Source organism: Massilia sp. (assembly GCF_032106685.1).
GTDB lineage: Bacteria > Pseudomonadota > Gammaproteobacteria > Burkholderiales > Burkholderiaceae_D > Telluria.
In genome coordinates, this window is the sequence record NZ_DAMCPG010000033.1 from 48,888 (window position 1) to 62,928 (window position 14,041).

Genomic DNA, 14,041 nt, shown 5'->3' on the forward strand with positions numbered 1-14,041 from the left:
AGAACCCACCCTACCTGAACTGTCGGGTATGCTTAAACACGAAAGACCGCGTGGGCTCAAGAGCCCACCCTACGTGAACCGGGTTTCGTAGGGTGGGTTCTTGAACCCACGCGGTCTCGTCGCTTGAATAACAGCGCACCGGGCTTGATCGCCCAACGCTACTTCGCCAACCTTCCCGTCTTGCCCCACCCCTTGTTCCCCTGTACATTGTGCGGCGCCACCGCCCACTGACAGGAGCCCCATGAGCTCACCCGAGCTGATCGTCGACGTGCTGCGCGCCGAGCTGCGCGCGGCCAATCTCACCTATAAAACCCTGGCCGAACGCATCGACATGAGCGAGTCGAGCGTGAAGCGCCTGTTCGGCCAGAAGGACATGCCGCTGTCGCGCCTGGCGCAAATCTGCCAGGCGGCCGGGATCGCGCTCGAGGACGTGCTGCGCCGCGCCGCCGACGCCCGGCCGCAGGCCGACACCCTGACCCTGCCGCAGGAGACGGCACTGGTCGCCAAGCCGCGCCTGCTGCTGATGGCGATCTCCTGCCTGGGACACTGGACGCTGGAACAGGTGGTCGAGAACTACCGCCTAACGCCGGCCGAATGCATCGGCTACCTTGCCGAACTCGACCGGCTCGGCTTGATCGAGCTGCGCCCGCTGAACCGCTACGGGCTGCGCGTTTCGCATACCTTCCACTGGCTGCCGGATGGCCCCGTGCAGCGCTTTTTCCGCGAGCACATGGTGCCCGATTATTTTTCGGGCCGCTTCGACGGGCCGGGCGAAACCCTGATGTGCCTGCCGGCGCGGCTGTCGGCGGCCAGCGCCGCCGAGTTCGCGCAGAAGATCGCCCAACTGGCGGCCGAACTGGCGCGCCTGCACAAGCACGACCGCCGGCTGCCGGCCGAGGAGCGGGATGGGATGAGCCTGGTGGTGGGGTTCCGGTCCTGGGAGTTCGCGGCGTTCACGGCGCTGCGGCGCTAGCGGCGAACGCGCGTTTGCGGGAATACGAAGCGGGAACAGGTTGGCGAACGCGACCGTAGGGTGGGCACACTGTGCCCACGCACACGCCAATGAGATGAAGACCTTCGTGCTGGCTTGATTGGCCACGCCGAGTTGGCGCGTGGAGGGAGCAGCCGCTCAGTTTTATTCTCTGGAACCTGATCGGCGATCGACTGCCAACCCTGATGTAAGCGCTCCTGATGACGCGACGTTACGCGTGGGCACGGAGTGTCCACCCTACGGTCGAACCCGCCCATATGGCGAACGCGCGTGCCGTCGCCCGTCTACTCCTGCCGATCGGCGTTAGCCGCTTTTAGCGCACCCTTACTGCGTCACCGGCTGCCCGGCGGCCGGGCCACCCATGACGCGCGTCGGCGGCGGCATTTGCGGCTGGGCCGGAGGCGGCGGCGGCTGGTTGCCCTGCACGGCGCCGTTGTAGTTGGCGGCCGCCGGCGAGGGCGGGGTTTCCTGGGGCGGTTCCTCGTTCGGGCCGACCACCGGATCGACTTCGCCCGGCGGCGGCGGCGGACGCACGGCGCCCGGGGCGGTTTGCGGCTCCATTTGCGGCGTTTCGGCCATCGGCTCAGGCTGCTGCTGCGGCATCGCCGGCGGCATGGCGGCGCCGGACAGGGGCACGGCCGGCTTGGTGTCGGCCGCCAGTTCGATGCGTTTCATGACGCCGCCGTCGGACAGCATCACGTAGCGCGGATGCACTTCGCTGATCGTCACGCCGGGCGCGATCTCCTTGCCCACCGTCAAAGCCTTGGGCGGCTGGCCGTCGGCGACGAGGATGGCGACGCTGTCGCGGCCGGCCGCGACGATGCCGGTCAGCTGGTAGTTGGTGACGACCGCGGTCGCGGCCTGGCCGCCGAACAGGGTAGCGGCGGCATCGGCGGTCGGCTCGGGAATGCCGGCCGGCGGCGCAGCGGCGATCGGACGCTGCTGCGGCTTGTACAGCTGCATGCCCCAGTAGGTGATGGATACCGCCAGGAAGACCAGGGCAAACAGGGTGAGAAGGAGAGGCAGACGCTTCATGATGTCCTTGTTAGCGCACCAGCTGGTTGATTTCAATGATCGGCATCAGGACGGCCAGCACGATCAGCAGCACGACCAGGCCCATGGCCAGGATCAGCACCGGCTCGAGCAGGCCGGCGATGGTCAGCGTGCGCCGTTCGAGGTCGGCCTGCTGCGAGTTGGCGGCGCGCTCGAGCATGGCCGGCAGTTCGCCGGTGATCTCGCCGGCGCGGATCATGTGCACCAGCATCGGCGGGAAATGTTTTTGCGCCGACAAGGCCCGCGCCAGGCTGACGCCTTCGCGCACGCTGCCCGTCGCCTGTTCGACCAGTTCGCGCATCGCGACGTTCGATAAAGTTTCGCGGCTGGTGTCGAGGGCGCGCAGGATCGGCACCCCGGAACCGGTCGTGATCGCCAGCGTGCTGGCAAAGCGCGCCGTGTTCAGGCTGCGCTCGAACTTGCCATAGATCGGCGCGGTCAGCAGCCAGGTGTGCCAGCGCCGTTTCAGTACCGGGTTCTGCAGCGCCCGGCGCCAGGCGAACCAGGCCGCGACCAGCACGATCGCCACCAGGATGCCCCAGGCGCGGGTAAAGTCCGACACCGCCAGCATCACCACTGTGAGGAAAGGCAATTGCTGCTTGGTGTTGGCGAACACCGAGACGATCTGCGGCACCACGTAGGTGAGCAGGAAGATCACGATGGCAAAAGCGACCACGGTGACGATCGCCGGATAGGTAAAGGCCAGGCGCACCTTCTGCACCAGGGCGTTGCGGCGCTCGATGTAGTCGGCCAGGCGCGACAGCACGCGCGACAGCTGGCCGATCTGTTCGCCCGAAGCGACCAGCGCACGGTAGATTTCTGCGAAGTCGCGCGGGTGACGCGACAGCGCTTCCGAGAACGGCATGCCGCCCATCACTTCCGAACGGATCGAGGCGATCAGGTCGCGCAGATAGGGTTTTTCCGCCTGTTCCAGCAGCGCGGTAAAGGCTTGCTCCAGCGGCAGGCCGGCTTCCAGCAGGCTGGCCAGCTGGCGCGTAAACAGCGCCAGTTCGACCTGCGACAGGCGCTCGCCGATGCCGCGCGCCCGGGTCGTGCCGGTAGCGTCGACCTGGGCCGCGATGGCCTCGACGTTCAGCGGCGTCAGTCCTTGCGTGCGCAGGTCGGCGCGCGCCGCGCGCGGACTATCGGCGTTGACCACGCCCTTGCGCGTGGCGCCGCCCGCATCGACGGCCTCGTAACGAAATGCCGGCATGGCTTAGTCCTTGGTCACGCGCAGCAGCTCGGCCTGGGTGGTGACGCCTTCCCGCAGCCAGCGCTCGCCGTCTTCGCGCATCGTCTTCATGCCGCTCTTCTGCGCCGTTTCGCGGATCTCGGCTTCCGAGGCCTGGTTGTGGATCTGGGAGCGGATCTGCTCGTCCGTTTCCAGCAGTTCGTAGACGCCGACCCGGCCGTGGTAGCCGGTATGGCCGCAGCGCTCGCAGCCGACCGCATGCCATTGCACGCCATCGCTCTTCTTGCAATGCGGGCAGAGTTTACGGACCAGGCGCTGCGCCATCACGCCCAGCAACGATGACGATAACAGGAACGGTTCGATGCCCATGTCGAGCAGGCGGGTGACGGCCGAGGCGGCATCGTTGGTGTGCAGGGTCGCCAGCACCAGGTGGCCGGTGAGCGAAGCCTGCACGGCGATCTGCGCCGTTTCCAGGTCGCGGATCTCGCCGATCATGATCACGTCCGGGTCCTGGCGCAGGATCGCGCGCAGGGCCTTGGCGAAGGTCATGTCGATGCGGGCGTTGACCTGGGTCTGGCCGACGCCGTTCAGGTCGTACTCGATCGGGTCTTCCACCGTCATGATGTTGGTGGTCGAGGCGTTCAGGCGCGACAGCGCCGCGTACAGCGTGGTGGTTTTACCGGAACCGGTCGGGCCGGTGACGAGCACGATGCCGTGCGGTTGATTGATCAGCTTGTCGAACTGCGGCAGCATTTCCGGGCTCATGCCCAGGTGGGACAAATCGAGGCGCCCGGCCTCCTTGTCAAGCAGACGCAGCACGGCGCGCTCGCCGTGGCCGGTCGGCAAGGTCGAGACGCGCACGTCGACCGGCTTGCCGCCGATGCGCAGCGTAATGCGGCCGTCCTGCGGCAGGCGTTTCTCGGCGATGTCGAGCTGCGACATGATCTTGATACGCGAGATCAGCGAAGCGTGGATGCCCTTGCGCGGACGCACGATGTCGCGCAGCGCGCCGTCGATACGGAAGCGCACGACCGAGGTCTGCTCGAACGGTTCGATGTGGATGTCGGAGGCGCCCTCGCGCAGCGATTGCGTCAGCAGCGCGTTGATCATGCGGATCACGGGCGCGTCGTCGGAGGATTCGAGCAGGTCTTCGATGGCCGGCACGTCCTGCAGCAGCTTGGTGAGATCGAGGTCGGCGTCGAACTCGTCGGCCACCTGCGAGGCGTCGCCGCCGCTGCCGGCATAGGCCTTGGCGATCGCATCGTCGAGCTCGCTCCGGTCGAGGCGGCGCAGCGCGATGCGGCCGAAGCGGCGCGACACCTCGGCGATCGCCGCCGGCGGCGTGCTGCCGGAAATCAAGACCTCGACGCTTTGCGCCGGATCGTCGCCGGCGCGCGCCAGCACCCCATGGTCGCGGGCGAAGGCGTAAGGCAACAAATTATTCATGGTTCCTTAGTTCCGATTCTGCGGCTGGACCGGGCGGTATTCGGGCACGGGCGCCGCGCTCGGTTGCGCGGAGGCCGGCTGGCTCGGCGGCAAATTCGTGTCGCCGGTGGCGGCGCCGGGACGCACCGGCATCGGCGCCGCCGCCGGCAGCGTCGCCAGCGTGCCGCCCGGGGCCGGCTGGCCTTCGCTCAGGGCCGGCAGTTCCGGCGCGCCGAGGTTACGCAGCAGGATGGTGTCGTCCGGCGCGCGGTTAGCCTCGCCCAGTGCGCGCATGTATTCGTAGCGGTCCAGCGAAATGCTGTTGTTCTGTTCCTTGCTGCGCACCACGACCGGGCGCAGGAACACCATCAGGTTGGTCTTGTTGCGCGTGCGCGAACGGTACTTGAACAGGTTGCCCAGCACCGGGATGTCGCCCAGGCCACGCACCTTTTCCTGGCCATGGTCCTCGTTGTCCTGGATCAGGCCGCCCAGCACGATGATCTGGCCATCGTCGGCCAGGATATTGCTTTCGATTGCACGCACGGTGGTCACGATGCCCTCGTTCCGGATCACCGAGTTATCGATGCCGGAATTCTCGTGGTACACCGAGAGCTTGATCACGCCACCCTCGGAGATCTGGGGGCGCACCTTCAGCAGCAGGCCGATGTCCTTGCGGTCCACGGTCTGGAAGGGGTTGTTCGCACCGCTGGTGCCGGTCGTGAACGAACCCGTGATGATCGGAATGTTCTGGCCCACCTTGATCGTCGCCAACTCGTTATCGAGGGTGATCATGTTCGGTGTCGACAAGATGTTGGCGGCGCCGTCGTTTTCAAGGGCGCTGGCCACCGCGCCCAGGCTCAGGTCGCCATTGATCTGCTTGAACAGGCCGACCGTCAGGCCGGACAAACGCGGGATCTTGGTGGGGTCGCTCACGCCGGCGCGCGCGGCCGCGACCAGGTCGACGATGCCGCCATTCGTGCCGGTGAACGACTGCAGGCCGCCGACGCGGTACTTGCTGGTGTCGCTGCCCGACAGGCCGATCCATTGAATCCCGAACTCCGACGCTTTCTGCTGGTTCATCTCGACCACCAGCGCCTCGATGTACACCTGGGCGCGGCGCACGTCGAGCTGGTCGATGACGCCGCGCAGGTTGCGGTAGATCGCATCCGGCGCGGTAATGATCAGGCTGTTGGTCGAGGCGTCGGCCTGGATGAAGCCGGAGCCCTGGCCGCCACCGCCGCCGGCGCCCGTGGCCTGGCCCTGCTGGGCGAAGGTGTTGCCGGTGCCGCCCATGCCGATGCTGCTCTGCTGGCCCTGCTGGCCGCCGAGGTTGCCGCCGCTGGCGCCCTGGGTGCCGCCCTGCGCGCCGGCCTGGATCGAGCCGCCGGTGGTGCCCTGCTGCTGCACCGGCACCGCCGAGGCGTCCTGCGACACCACGGCGCGCAGCGTCTGGGCGACGCGGGTGGCGTCGGCGTTCTTCAGGTAGACGACGTGGATGTTGCCCTTCTCCGAGGTCGGCTGGTCGAGCTTGGCGATCAGCGACTTGGCGAGGTTGGCCCGCGCCTGCGACGGCGCGCGCACGACGATGGAATTGGTGCGGGCGTCGGCCAGCACCGTGACGCGGCCCGAGTCGCCGCCGGCGGCCGGCTCCATCAGGCGCCCGACCAGGGTGGCGATGTCGCTGGCGATGCCGTTACGGACCGGAATCACGTCGAGGTCGGCCGACACCGGCGCGTCGAGCGCGGCGATGATGCGCGACAGGCGGCGCAGGTTGTCGGCGTAGTCGGTGATGACCAGGCTGTTGTTGCCCGGGTTCGCCATGATGGAATTGTTCGGCGAGATCAGCGGACGCAGCACGGCCGTCAGGTTGGCCGCCGATTCGTATTGCAGGTGGTAGATCTGGGTCGCAATCTGGTCGCCCTGGGCGCGCGAACCGCGGGTGCCGACCTGGGTCGGCGAGGATTGCAGCTTGGCCTCGGCTTCCGGCACCACTTTGGCATAGCCTTCGCCGGTGGTGACGACCGCATAGCCCTGCAGGCGCAGGGCCGAGGTCAGCAGGCCGAAGGCCTGGGTCTTGGTCAGCGCCTTTTCCGACTGCAGCGTCAGGGTGCCTTTTACGCGCGGGTCGACGATGAAGGTCATTCCGGTGTAGTGGCCGACGGCCTTGATCACGGATTCGATGTCGGCATTCACGAAGCTCAGCGCGGCCGCGTTTTCCTGGGCAAACGCCGGCGCCGGCGGCAGCGCCGTGGCGACTGCGCAGCACAGCAGGACGCCGGCGGCGATCCGGCGCAGCGCCGGGAATTCGGGGGTGCTACGGAAGGATGTTTTCATTATCTGAACTCAAGTGCGATTATGTTTTTACCGTTCACCATGCGCCGCTGCCCCAGCAGGTTCAGCATGTTGCCCAGCGTGTCTTCGTAGCCGTCCGCGGCCGCCGCCTGCCCCGAGAAGCGCAGGCGCCCGTTCTGCAATTTCCCTGTTCCCGACAACAACAGCGCGCCGCGCACCGTGGAGAGCACCAGGTCGGCCTGCTGGCCGCGCCAGTCCATCGCCATCTCGTAGCTGCCCAGCGGCCGGATCGGCGCCATGCGCGAGCCCATGTCGCTCAAGCTGAGGACCGTGCGCCCGGTGACCGCGACGCTGTTCGCCTGGCGTACCAGGTCGAGCCGGTTCCAGCTCAGGCGGATCACGCCCGACGGCGCCAGCGTGTTGAGCGGCGCGCCCAGGCCGGCCAGCCCTTCGGCCGGCAGCAGCAACTGCCCGGCGCTGACCTGCCACTGCGACCAGTTGCCCTCGATCGATACCGGCTGCGCCAGCGCCTGCGGGTTTGCCAGCGTCATGCTCACCTGGCCGAACAAGACCAGCGGCGACAGGCGCCATGCGAAGCGTCCCGGCAGCAGCGGCGTCACCGCCCCGCCTTCGCCCGGTGCGCCACCCACGAAAGCTGAGCCGTTCCAGAGCGTACCCTGCGCATCCCCGAGAGTCAAACGGCCGCCGGTCTGGCGTTCGACGATGTTGCCGAGCCAGGTCGCGGGCAGGAAAACGAGCACCGTCAGGGCCACCGCGAGCGCGACGACGCCTAGCCATAACAAGCCACGTCTCATCGGGAACCAGTCCCGGTGTCCTGGCGCAGTGTCAGGCTGGCGTCGACCTGGCCCACCGGATCCTGGGCCGTGAAACTGGCTTCCTGCACCGCGATGCGGTTCTCGCGCCGCTGGGCGTCGAGCCAGACCAGCAGGTTGGCGAACGAGGCGCCGTTGACCTGCATGCGCGCGTATTCGCCGGTCAGCGTGAGCGAGGCCGGCTTGATGCCGCGCGCGTTGAGGCTGGCGGTCAGCGATTCCTGGGTCATGGGCGTGACCGGCACCGGCGCCTGGCCCACCAGGGCGCGCGCCTGCTCGGCAAGACCCGACAGTTCGGCGGCCTGCTGGCGCAGCGCCGGCAGCGAGCGCTCGAGGCGCGCGCGGCCCTCGACCGCCGGCTCGACCAGCGCCATGTAGACCAGCGCCAGCACGACGACGCCGAAGCCGACCGCCAGGTAGCGCCGTTCCTGGTCGGAGCGCGCGATCCAGTACGCCAGGGCGCGTTCGCGCACCTGCCCGATTGTGCTGCCCAGACTCATGGCTTGGCTCCCGTGCTGCGCACCGTCCAGTTGGCGGGCGCGGTTTCTTCCAGACTCAGGTTACGTGCGGACAAGGACGCCTGCAGCTGCCGCAGCGTGGCGGGGTCGACCGTCTCCGGTTGGACGCGCACGCGCAGCGTGCGTTCCTTGTACTCCATTGATGTAATGCCGGGCGGACGCGGCAGTTCTCGTGTTGCCTCGCCGAGTGCGCCGGAGAGGTACAGGAATTCGTCCGGCGCGATCTGGCCGCTGCCGGCCTGGGCGCGCTGGATGTGCTGGCGCATCTGCGCCACCGCATCGGACACCGGCTCGTTCGGATACACCGAGCGGTAGGTTTGCTCCATCTGCTGGCGCACCGCAGTCGATTCGCCGCGCAGGCGCAGCCATTCGATGTTCAGGCCGGCCAGGTTGACCACCACGGCCAGGAACGCCAGGGCGATCGGCACGCGCCAGCGGCGCCAGTCGCGCTGGCGGGCGCCGGCCGCGCCCAGGCCCGGCACCAGGTCGAAGGCCGTGCTTTTCGCGCCGTTGATCCAGTGCGCCCAGTCGTCGGTGTCGAGCACGGTGCCGGGGCCGGCCTCGGCCAGCAGCACCTGGTATTCGCCCAGTTGTTCGCGCGGCACGTAAAGAGTCAATGGCGCGTCGCCGGCCAGCGCGCGCGCGGTCTGCAGGGCGGTGGCGGGATTCGCCTCGAGCGCCAGGCCCAGGCCGCTGTACTGGCTCTGGCGCAACAGCAGCTCGGCGTTGCCGATCGCGGCGGACACGCCGCCCGGCAGCAGGGGCAGGCACAGCTGCGAGGGCAGCGCGACCACGGCGCGCGCGCCCTGGGCCAGCAGGGTGCGCACCAGCGGCTCGAGCCAGTCGCGCTGCACCACCGCCACCGGACGGGTACCGTCGCCGCCTTGCGGGCCGGCCACCAGCACGCAATCGAGCGGATCGCCCAGGATGTGTTCCTCGACCAGGCCCGGCAGCGCGGCGCGCAGCTTGTTGCCGGCCAGCGGAGGCGCCTGCACGCTGATCAGGTTGACGTCGGCGCCGGCCAGCAGCAGCACCACGCGGCGGCTGGCGGCGACCAGGTCGGTCAGGTTGCGCAGCGTGCCCTCTCCCTGCTGCTCGATGACGCCGGCGTCGCTCACGACGGCGAAGCGGCAGGCGGCGCCCTCGCCTTCGGCGCGTGCGGGATGCCGGATATAAAGTGTAGTCAAACCGTCTCGCTTTCTTCTAGTTTTGACGAACCCAGACAACCGTGATGCTGCCGGGCCCCATGGTGGGGGCGCGTTTGATCAGCGCTTCGGCGTTCAGGGCGGCCCGGTCCAGCCGGATGCGGCTGGTCACGATGAAATAATTGCTATGTACGTCCAGCGAATTCTCCGTCAGCGTTTTACCGCCGATATCGGCAATAAAGTACTGCATGCCGCGCCAGGGCACGTTGCGGCGCCGCTGCACCAGTGCGTTGGCCTCCGACAGCGAGAAACCCGGGACCACCGCCGCCAGCACCTCGGGCGGCGCAGTGTTCACGTTCACCGGCGTCGGGTCGGGCAGCACGGTCACGAAGGGGCGCAGCTTGTTCACGATTTCCGGCGTAAATCCTTTTACGGCAAGCAAATCCTCGACTTCGAGGAACTTGATCGGGGTGCCGATGCCTTCGCGCGACACCGCCTGCAGGCGCGCCCCGCCACCACCGGCCCCGCCTCCGGCCCCGGCATCGTCGCCGCCGCCGGCATCGGTGCCCGCTTGACCCGGCACACTGCTGCCGCCCGGCACCGCGCCGGGATCGTCCTGCTTGCCGCCTGGCCCGTCGAGTTCCTGCCCGGTGACCGGATCGACCGCCCCGGTCGCCGCAGGCGGCGCGCCGGCGGCAACCATGTTCGCGGCCGTTTTCGCCAGCGCCGGGTTCAGCTGCAGGTTGCTCAGCAGGCGCGCGAAAATGTCCACCTGGGCCAGGTCGATCTGCCCGCCGCTCGACAAATTGCTGAGATTGTAACGCGAGGTGGCGTCCGCGATGCTGCCCGACAGGGAAGCGTCGAATACCTCGCCTTCGACCCGTTCGCGCTCGATGTACTGGTCCAGGCGCGTCTCGGCCAGCGGCGTGGCCCAGACGTGGGTCAAGGCCGTGTATTCGCGGTTGTCGATGGCGTCCTGGCGCAGCACCAGCGAGGCCCAGTCGAGCGCGCCGCGCAGGATCCAGCGCGTCTGCAGGTTCAGGCGCTGGTTTTCCATCGAGCGCACCTCGACCTGCTGCTGCCAGAACAGGCTGGCGACGATCGAGATCGCGAGCGTGGTCAGGAGCAGCGCGGTGATCACGGCGACGCCGCGCTGGCGCCACGGGCGGGGTTGGCGTGGTCGTTGACGCGGGCGCATCAGATGCTCCCCAGCAGGAAGGACTTGGTCAGCGGCTGCGGAAAGCCGCGCGGACGCAGCACCACCTGCAGCCCGGTGATGGCCAGCGCCGAGGCGCTCGTCACCGGCGCCTGAGGATTCGCGTCCACCTGGGGCCGCCAGGCGCCGTTCTGCCAGATCAGCACGGCCATCGCCTCGATGTTACCTTGCAGCACCACCGCCGGGGTGCTGTCGGTGTTGCTGATCGCGGCCTGCCACAATGCGTCGAGCTGGACCAGGTCGCGCGTGGCGATCGATTCGCGCCGCAACAATTGGCCGTTCACGAGACGGTAAGCGATGACCTGCAGGCGCGCCGGCTCGTTCTCGTTGAACACGGTGCGCACCAGGGTGATGCGGCCGTCTTCCTGGTGCAGGAAAGGACGGCGGCGCCCGAGGATGCTGGCGTCGGCCGCGTGCTCGCAGTCGCTTTGCAGCTGGGCAAAGGCAAGCTGCATGCCGCGCGTGGTTTCCATTTGCTCGGTCAGGGCGCTGCGGGCGCGCACGATGCCGTCCAGGCCGCGCCAGCCGAGCACGGCCACCATCGCCAGGATGCCGATCGCCACCAGCAGTTCGACCAGCGTGAAGCCGCGCGCCGCTTTCATCGTGCCTTTCATCGCGGCCTCCTCATCGCGGCCTGAGTACCAGCTGGACCAGCTTCAGGATGCGGCGCTCGGGATTGGCCTTGTCGAATACCGAGACTTCGACCCGGCGCAGCTGGGGATTCGGGCTGACCAGCACTTCCTCCTGGCAGATCAAGTCAAGGTCGCCCTGGCCGCAGGCGAAGTTGCGCTTGCCCACTTCGGGAAATTCGCGGCCGAGGCGGATCTGCACCAGCCGGTTCTCGGCCGACCAGGTCGCCATCATGGCCGCGCGCAGGCCGGCGCTGTTCGAGGTCAGGCTGCCGACGGCGCGCAGGCCGGCGCCGAGCGCGGTGCCGACGATGACCAGGGCCACCAGCACCTCGAGCAAAGTAAAGCCTCGCGCGCGGGAATTCATTGAATGCCTTCGGTGGCGGGATCGACGACGACGAAGTGGCCGACGCCGTCGGCGCTGATGGCCACGCTGGCGTTGCCGCTGGCCAGGGTCAGGCGGAAAGGCTTGTGCACCGGCTCGCGGCCAAAGGTCACGCGCAGCGCGTCGCCGCCGCCGCCGGCCGTCGGCGGATCGAGCAGGAGGCGCAGGGGCGCGTTGCGGAACGCGCGTTCGCGCAGCAGGTCGTCCTGGTTCATCGGCGTCCAGCCGGTGTCGGTGCGCACGATGAAGCGGTAGCGTTCGGGCGTGGCCTCGAAGGCCACTTCGCGGTTGCGCACGATGGCCTCGTCGCGCGCCAGCTGCAGCAGCAGGGTCAGGCGCTTGGCCTCGTTTTCGAGGTCCTGGCGCGGGCTCGGGATCGCATTGAGCGAGGCCATGCCCAGCGTGATGCCGATGATGACCATCACGACCAGGATTTCGACCAGCGTGAAGCCGGTGCTTCTGCGCGGCGCCGCGACGGCAGCCATGACAGGCGTTACTGCTGCCAGGAACCGACGTCGGCGTCTTCGCCCTCGCCGCCGGCCTGGCCGTCGCCGCCGAACGAGAACACGTCGATCTCGCCGTGCAGGCCCGGCGACAGGTACTGGTAAGGATTGCCCCACGGATCCTTCGGCAGGCGCTCGATGTAGCCGCCTTCCTTCCAGCCGTTGGCGGCCGGGCCCGAGGTCGGGCGGGTAGTCAGGGCCTGCAGACCCTGCTCGGTGGTCGGGTAGCGCTGATTATCCAGCTTGTACAGCTTGAGCGCCTGCATCAGGGTGGCGATGTCGGTCTTGGCGGCGACCACGCGCGATTCGCCGGTACGGCCCAGCACCTTCGGCAGCACGAGTGCGCCGAGGATGCCGATGATGACCACGACAACCATGATTTCAACAAGGGTGAAACCGCGTGCGAAACGGCGGCCAACTGCACGGTGCGATACGTTATGCATAGTCAATCTTGAGAGGTGGATCGGAACAATCGACTTAGTATAAGGCCGATTTTTGACAGTGACCACTTGCCATGGGTGCGCCATTGTATTGCAGAGCTGGCAAGAGCGCAGCTCAAGCGTGTGCGTCGCGTTGCGCGCAGACGGGACAGGCCGGATTGCGCGCCGCGCCGATGCTGGTCCACTCCATCGCGCGGCCGTCGAGCAGCAGCAGGCGTCCGGCCAGGGTTTGCCCGATGTCCATGATCAGCTTGAGCGCCTCGGCCGCCTGCACGGCGCCGACGATGCCGACCAGCGGCGCGAACACGCCCATGGTGCTGCAGGCAACGTCCTCAAAACCGCTGTCTTCGGGAAAGAGGCAGGCATAGCAGGGGCAATTTTCTTGGCGCATGTCGAATACCGACAATTGACCGTCGAAACGAATCGCCGCCCCCGCCACCAGCGGCACCCCGGCCGCGACACAGGCACGGTTCACGGCGTGACGGGTGGCAAAGTTATCGCTGCAATCTAGTACGACCGTGGCCGAGCGCACAAGTTCCCGTAATCGTTCCGGTCCAGCGCGTTCGCGCAGGGCGATCACCTCGACTTCCGGGTTGATCGCGTGCAGCGCGGCGCGGCCGGACGCGACCTTCGGGCTGCCGATGCGGTCGGTCGTGTGCATCACCTGGCGCTGCAGGTTGGTGAGATCGACCTCGTCGTCGTCGACCAGGGTGATGCGGCCGACGCCGCTGGCGGCCAGGTAGAGCGCGGCGGGCGAGCCGAGGCCGCCGGCGCCGATGACGAGCGCGTGCGCGTCGAGCAGGCGCTGCTGGCCTTCGATGCCGATCTCGTCGAGCAGGATGTGGCGCGAATAGCGCAGGAGCTGGGTGTCGTTCATGGGTGAGTGGACGCGGATGCCTTAGGGTGGGCAAACGTGCCGATTGTTGGCGGCGGGATCATCGCACCCGGCACCGGAATCGTTGCCGATCCCCGCGTGGGCGGCACAGCCGCCCACCCTACGGTTTATTTCTTCGAGCCCTTCAACTCCGGCGGCTTGGTCTCGGCGCCCGGCAGCGCTTTCGCCGCAGGCGATGCCTCGGCCTCGACCGCCTCAGGCTTGGCCGTCTTCACCGGCAAGCCCTTGAAGTGGTTCAGCGCCTGCGCCAACTGAAAATCGTCCTTGCCGCCCAGTTCCAGCGGCTGGCGGTTCTTCAATGCGGCCAGGGCCTTCTGGCGCTGCTCGGCTTCGTCGCGCGCCTTGGCCGCGTTCGGCTGTTCGTTCTCGCCGGTCAGGTGGCGCTGCAGGTCGGCTTCGCGCACGCGCAGTGCGTTCAGGCCGTCGCCCTCGGCGGTTTCCTCCACCGCGAGGTCCGGCGCGATGCCGGCGGCCTGGATCGGCCGGCCCTTCGGCGTGTAGTAGCGCGCCGTGGTCAGCTTGAT

At 68.0% G+C, this 14,041-nt stretch carries 14 protein-coding genes and 1 pseudogene; 1 reads left to right on the top strand and 14 read right to left on the bottom strand.

What is annotated here, in order from left to right; genetic code table 11:
* Positions 1-241 precede the first annotated feature (241 nt).
* Positions 242-973, top strand: coding sequence for a helix-turn-helix transcriptional regulator (locus RT688_RS17165; protein WP_313706063.1), 732 nt, complete (start codon positions 242-244; stop codon positions 971-973).
* A 342-nt stretch (positions 974-1,315) separates the two neighbouring features.
* Here RT688_RS17165 and RT688_RS17170 read toward each other — a convergent pair whose 3' ends face one another.
* The 14 genes and pseudogenes from RT688_RS17170 to RT688_RS17235 all read right to left on the bottom strand — a co-directional run.
* Complete coding sequence (locus tag RT688_RS17170) at positions 1,316-2,026, bottom strand: type II secretion system protein N (RefSeq protein ID WP_313706064.1); 711 nt, start codon at positions 2,024-2,026, stop codon at positions 1,316-1,318.
* A 10-nt stretch (positions 2,027-2,036) separates the two neighbouring features.
* Positions 2,037-3,257, bottom strand: coding sequence for a type II secretion system inner membrane protein GspF (gene gspF, locus RT688_RS17175; RefSeq protein WP_313706065.1), 1,221 nt, complete (start codon positions 3,255-3,257; stop codon positions 2,037-2,039).
* Between the two features lie 3 nt (positions 3,258-3,260).
* A complete protein-coding gene (gene gspE / locus RT688_RS17180) occupies positions 3,261-4,682 on the bottom strand; it encodes a type II secretion system ATPase GspE (RefSeq protein ID WP_313706066.1) in 1,422 nt (473 codons plus the stop codon).
* Between the two features lie 6 nt (positions 4,683-4,688).
* A complete protein-coding gene (gspD, locus tag RT688_RS17185; protein ID WP_313706067.1) occupies positions 4,689-6,995 on the bottom strand; it encodes a type II secretion system secretin GspD in 2,307 nt (768 codons plus the stop codon).
* On the bottom strand, positions 6,995-7,768 hold the full coding sequence (gene gspN / locus RT688_RS17190) for a type II secretion system protein N (RefSeq protein WP_313706068.1): 774 nt from the start codon (positions 7,766-7,768) through the stop codon (positions 6,995-6,997). Before gspN ends, gspD begins: the two co-directional genes overlap by 1 nt.
* Positions 7,765-8,286 carry a type II secretion system protein M gene (locus RT688_RS17195; protein ID WP_313706069.1) on the bottom strand — a complete coding sequence of 174 codons (522 nt, stop codon included), beginning with the start codon at positions 8,284-8,286 and terminating at the stop codon, positions 7,765-7,767. Before RT688_RS17195 ends, gspN begins: the two co-directional genes overlap by 4 nt.
* On the bottom strand, positions 8,283-9,491 hold the full coding sequence (gene gspL / locus RT688_RS17200; RefSeq protein ID WP_313706070.1) for a type II secretion system protein GspL: 1,209 nt from the start codon (positions 9,489-9,491) through the stop codon (positions 8,283-8,285). Before gspL ends, RT688_RS17195 begins: the two co-directional genes overlap by 4 nt.
* A 16-nt stretch (positions 9,492-9,507) precedes the next feature.
* The gene (gspK, locus tag RT688_RS17205) at positions 9,508-10,647 is read right to left on the bottom strand and encodes a type II secretion system minor pseudopilin GspK (RefSeq protein ID WP_313706071.1); all 1,140 of its coding nucleotides are present in this window, start codon (positions 10,645-10,647) and stop codon (positions 9,508-9,510) included.
* The gene (locus RT688_RS17210) at positions 10,647-11,279 is read right to left on the bottom strand and encodes a prepilin-type N-terminal cleavage/methylation domain-containing protein (RefSeq protein WP_313706072.1); all 633 of its coding nucleotides are present in this window, start codon (positions 11,277-11,279) and stop codon (positions 10,647-10,649) included. The genes gspK and RT688_RS17210 overlap by 1 nt, the downstream gene beginning before the upstream one ends.
* A gap of 10 nt (positions 11,280-11,289) precedes the next feature.
* Entirely contained in the window at positions 11,290-11,661 is a 372-nt protein-coding gene (gene gspI, locus RT688_RS17215; protein WP_313706073.1) for a type II secretion system minor pseudopilin GspI, read from the bottom strand.
* On the bottom strand, positions 11,658-12,164 hold the full coding sequence (locus RT688_RS17220; protein ID WP_313706074.1) for a GspH/FimT family pseudopilin: 507 nt from the start codon (positions 12,162-12,164) through the stop codon (positions 11,658-11,660). The genes gspI and RT688_RS17220 overlap by 4 nt, the downstream gene beginning before the upstream one ends.
* A gap of 8 nt (positions 12,165-12,172) precedes the next feature.
* Positions 12,173-12,625, bottom strand: a complete 453-nt coding sequence (gspG, locus tag RT688_RS17225; protein WP_313706075.1) for a type II secretion system major pseudopilin GspG — start codon at positions 12,623-12,625, stop codon at positions 12,173-12,175.
* A gap of 112 nt (positions 12,626-12,737) precedes the next feature.
* Positions 12,738-13,499 (bottom strand): molybdopterin-synthase adenylyltransferase MoeB, encoded by a 762-nt coding sequence (locus RT688_RS17230; protein ID WP_313706076.1) that lies wholly within the window; start codon positions 13,497-13,499, stop codon positions 12,738-12,740.
* A gap of 125 nt (positions 13,500-13,624) precedes the next feature.
* Positions 13,625-14,041: pseudogene (locus RT688_RS17235) on the bottom strand (peptidase S41); the annotation flags it as partial.

Bases quoted from the DNA above. Each gene is read 5' to 3' on its own strand.
- RT688_RS17165 (WP_313706063.1), top strand. From the start codon at position 242: ATGAGCTCACCCGAGCTGATCGTCGACGTGCTGCGCGCCGAGCTGCGC.
- RT688_RS17170 (WP_313706064.1), bottom strand. From the start codon at position 2,026: ATGAAGCGTCTGCCTCTCCTTCTCACCCTGTTTGCCCTGGTCTTCCTG.
- gspF (WP_313706065.1), bottom strand. From the start codon at position 3,257: ATGCCGGCATTTCGTTACGAGGCCGTCGATGCGGGCGGCGCCACGCGC.
- gspE (WP_313706066.1), bottom strand. From the start codon at position 4,682: ATGAATAATTTGTTGCCTTACGCCTTCGCCCGCGACCATGGGGTGCTG.
- gspD (WP_313706067.1), bottom strand. From the start codon at position 6,995: ATGAAAACATCCTTCCGTAGCACCCCCGAATTCCCGGCGCTGCGCCGG.
- gspN (WP_313706068.1), bottom strand. From the start codon at position 7,768: ATGAGACGTGGCTTGTTATGGCTAGGCGTCGTCGCGCTCGCGGTGGCC.
- RT688_RS17195 (WP_313706069.1), bottom strand. From the start codon at position 8,286: ATGAGTCTGGGCAGCACAATCGGGCAGGTGCGCGAACGCGCCCTGGCG.
- gspK (WP_313706071.1), bottom strand. From the start codon at position 10,647: ATGCGCCCGCGTCAACGACCACGCCAACCCCGCCCGTGGCGCCAGCGC.
- RT688_RS17210 (WP_313706072.1), bottom strand. From the start codon at position 11,279: ATGAAAGGCACGATGAAAGCGGCGCGCGGCTTCACGCTGGTCGAACTG.
- gspI (WP_313706073.1), bottom strand. From the start codon at position 11,661: ATGAATTCCCGCGCGCGAGGCTTTACTTTGCTCGAGGTGCTGGTGGCC.
- RT688_RS17220 (WP_313706074.1), bottom strand. From the start codon at position 12,164: ATGGCTGCCGTCGCGGCGCCGCGCAGAAGCACCGGCTTCACGCTGGTC.
- gspG (WP_313706075.1), bottom strand. From the start codon at position 12,625: ATGCATAACGTATCGCACCGTGCAGTTGGCCGCCGTTTCGCACGCGGT.
- RT688_RS17230 (WP_313706076.1), bottom strand. From the start codon at position 13,499: ATGAACGACACCCAGCTCCTGCGCTATTCGCGCCACATCCTGCTCGAC.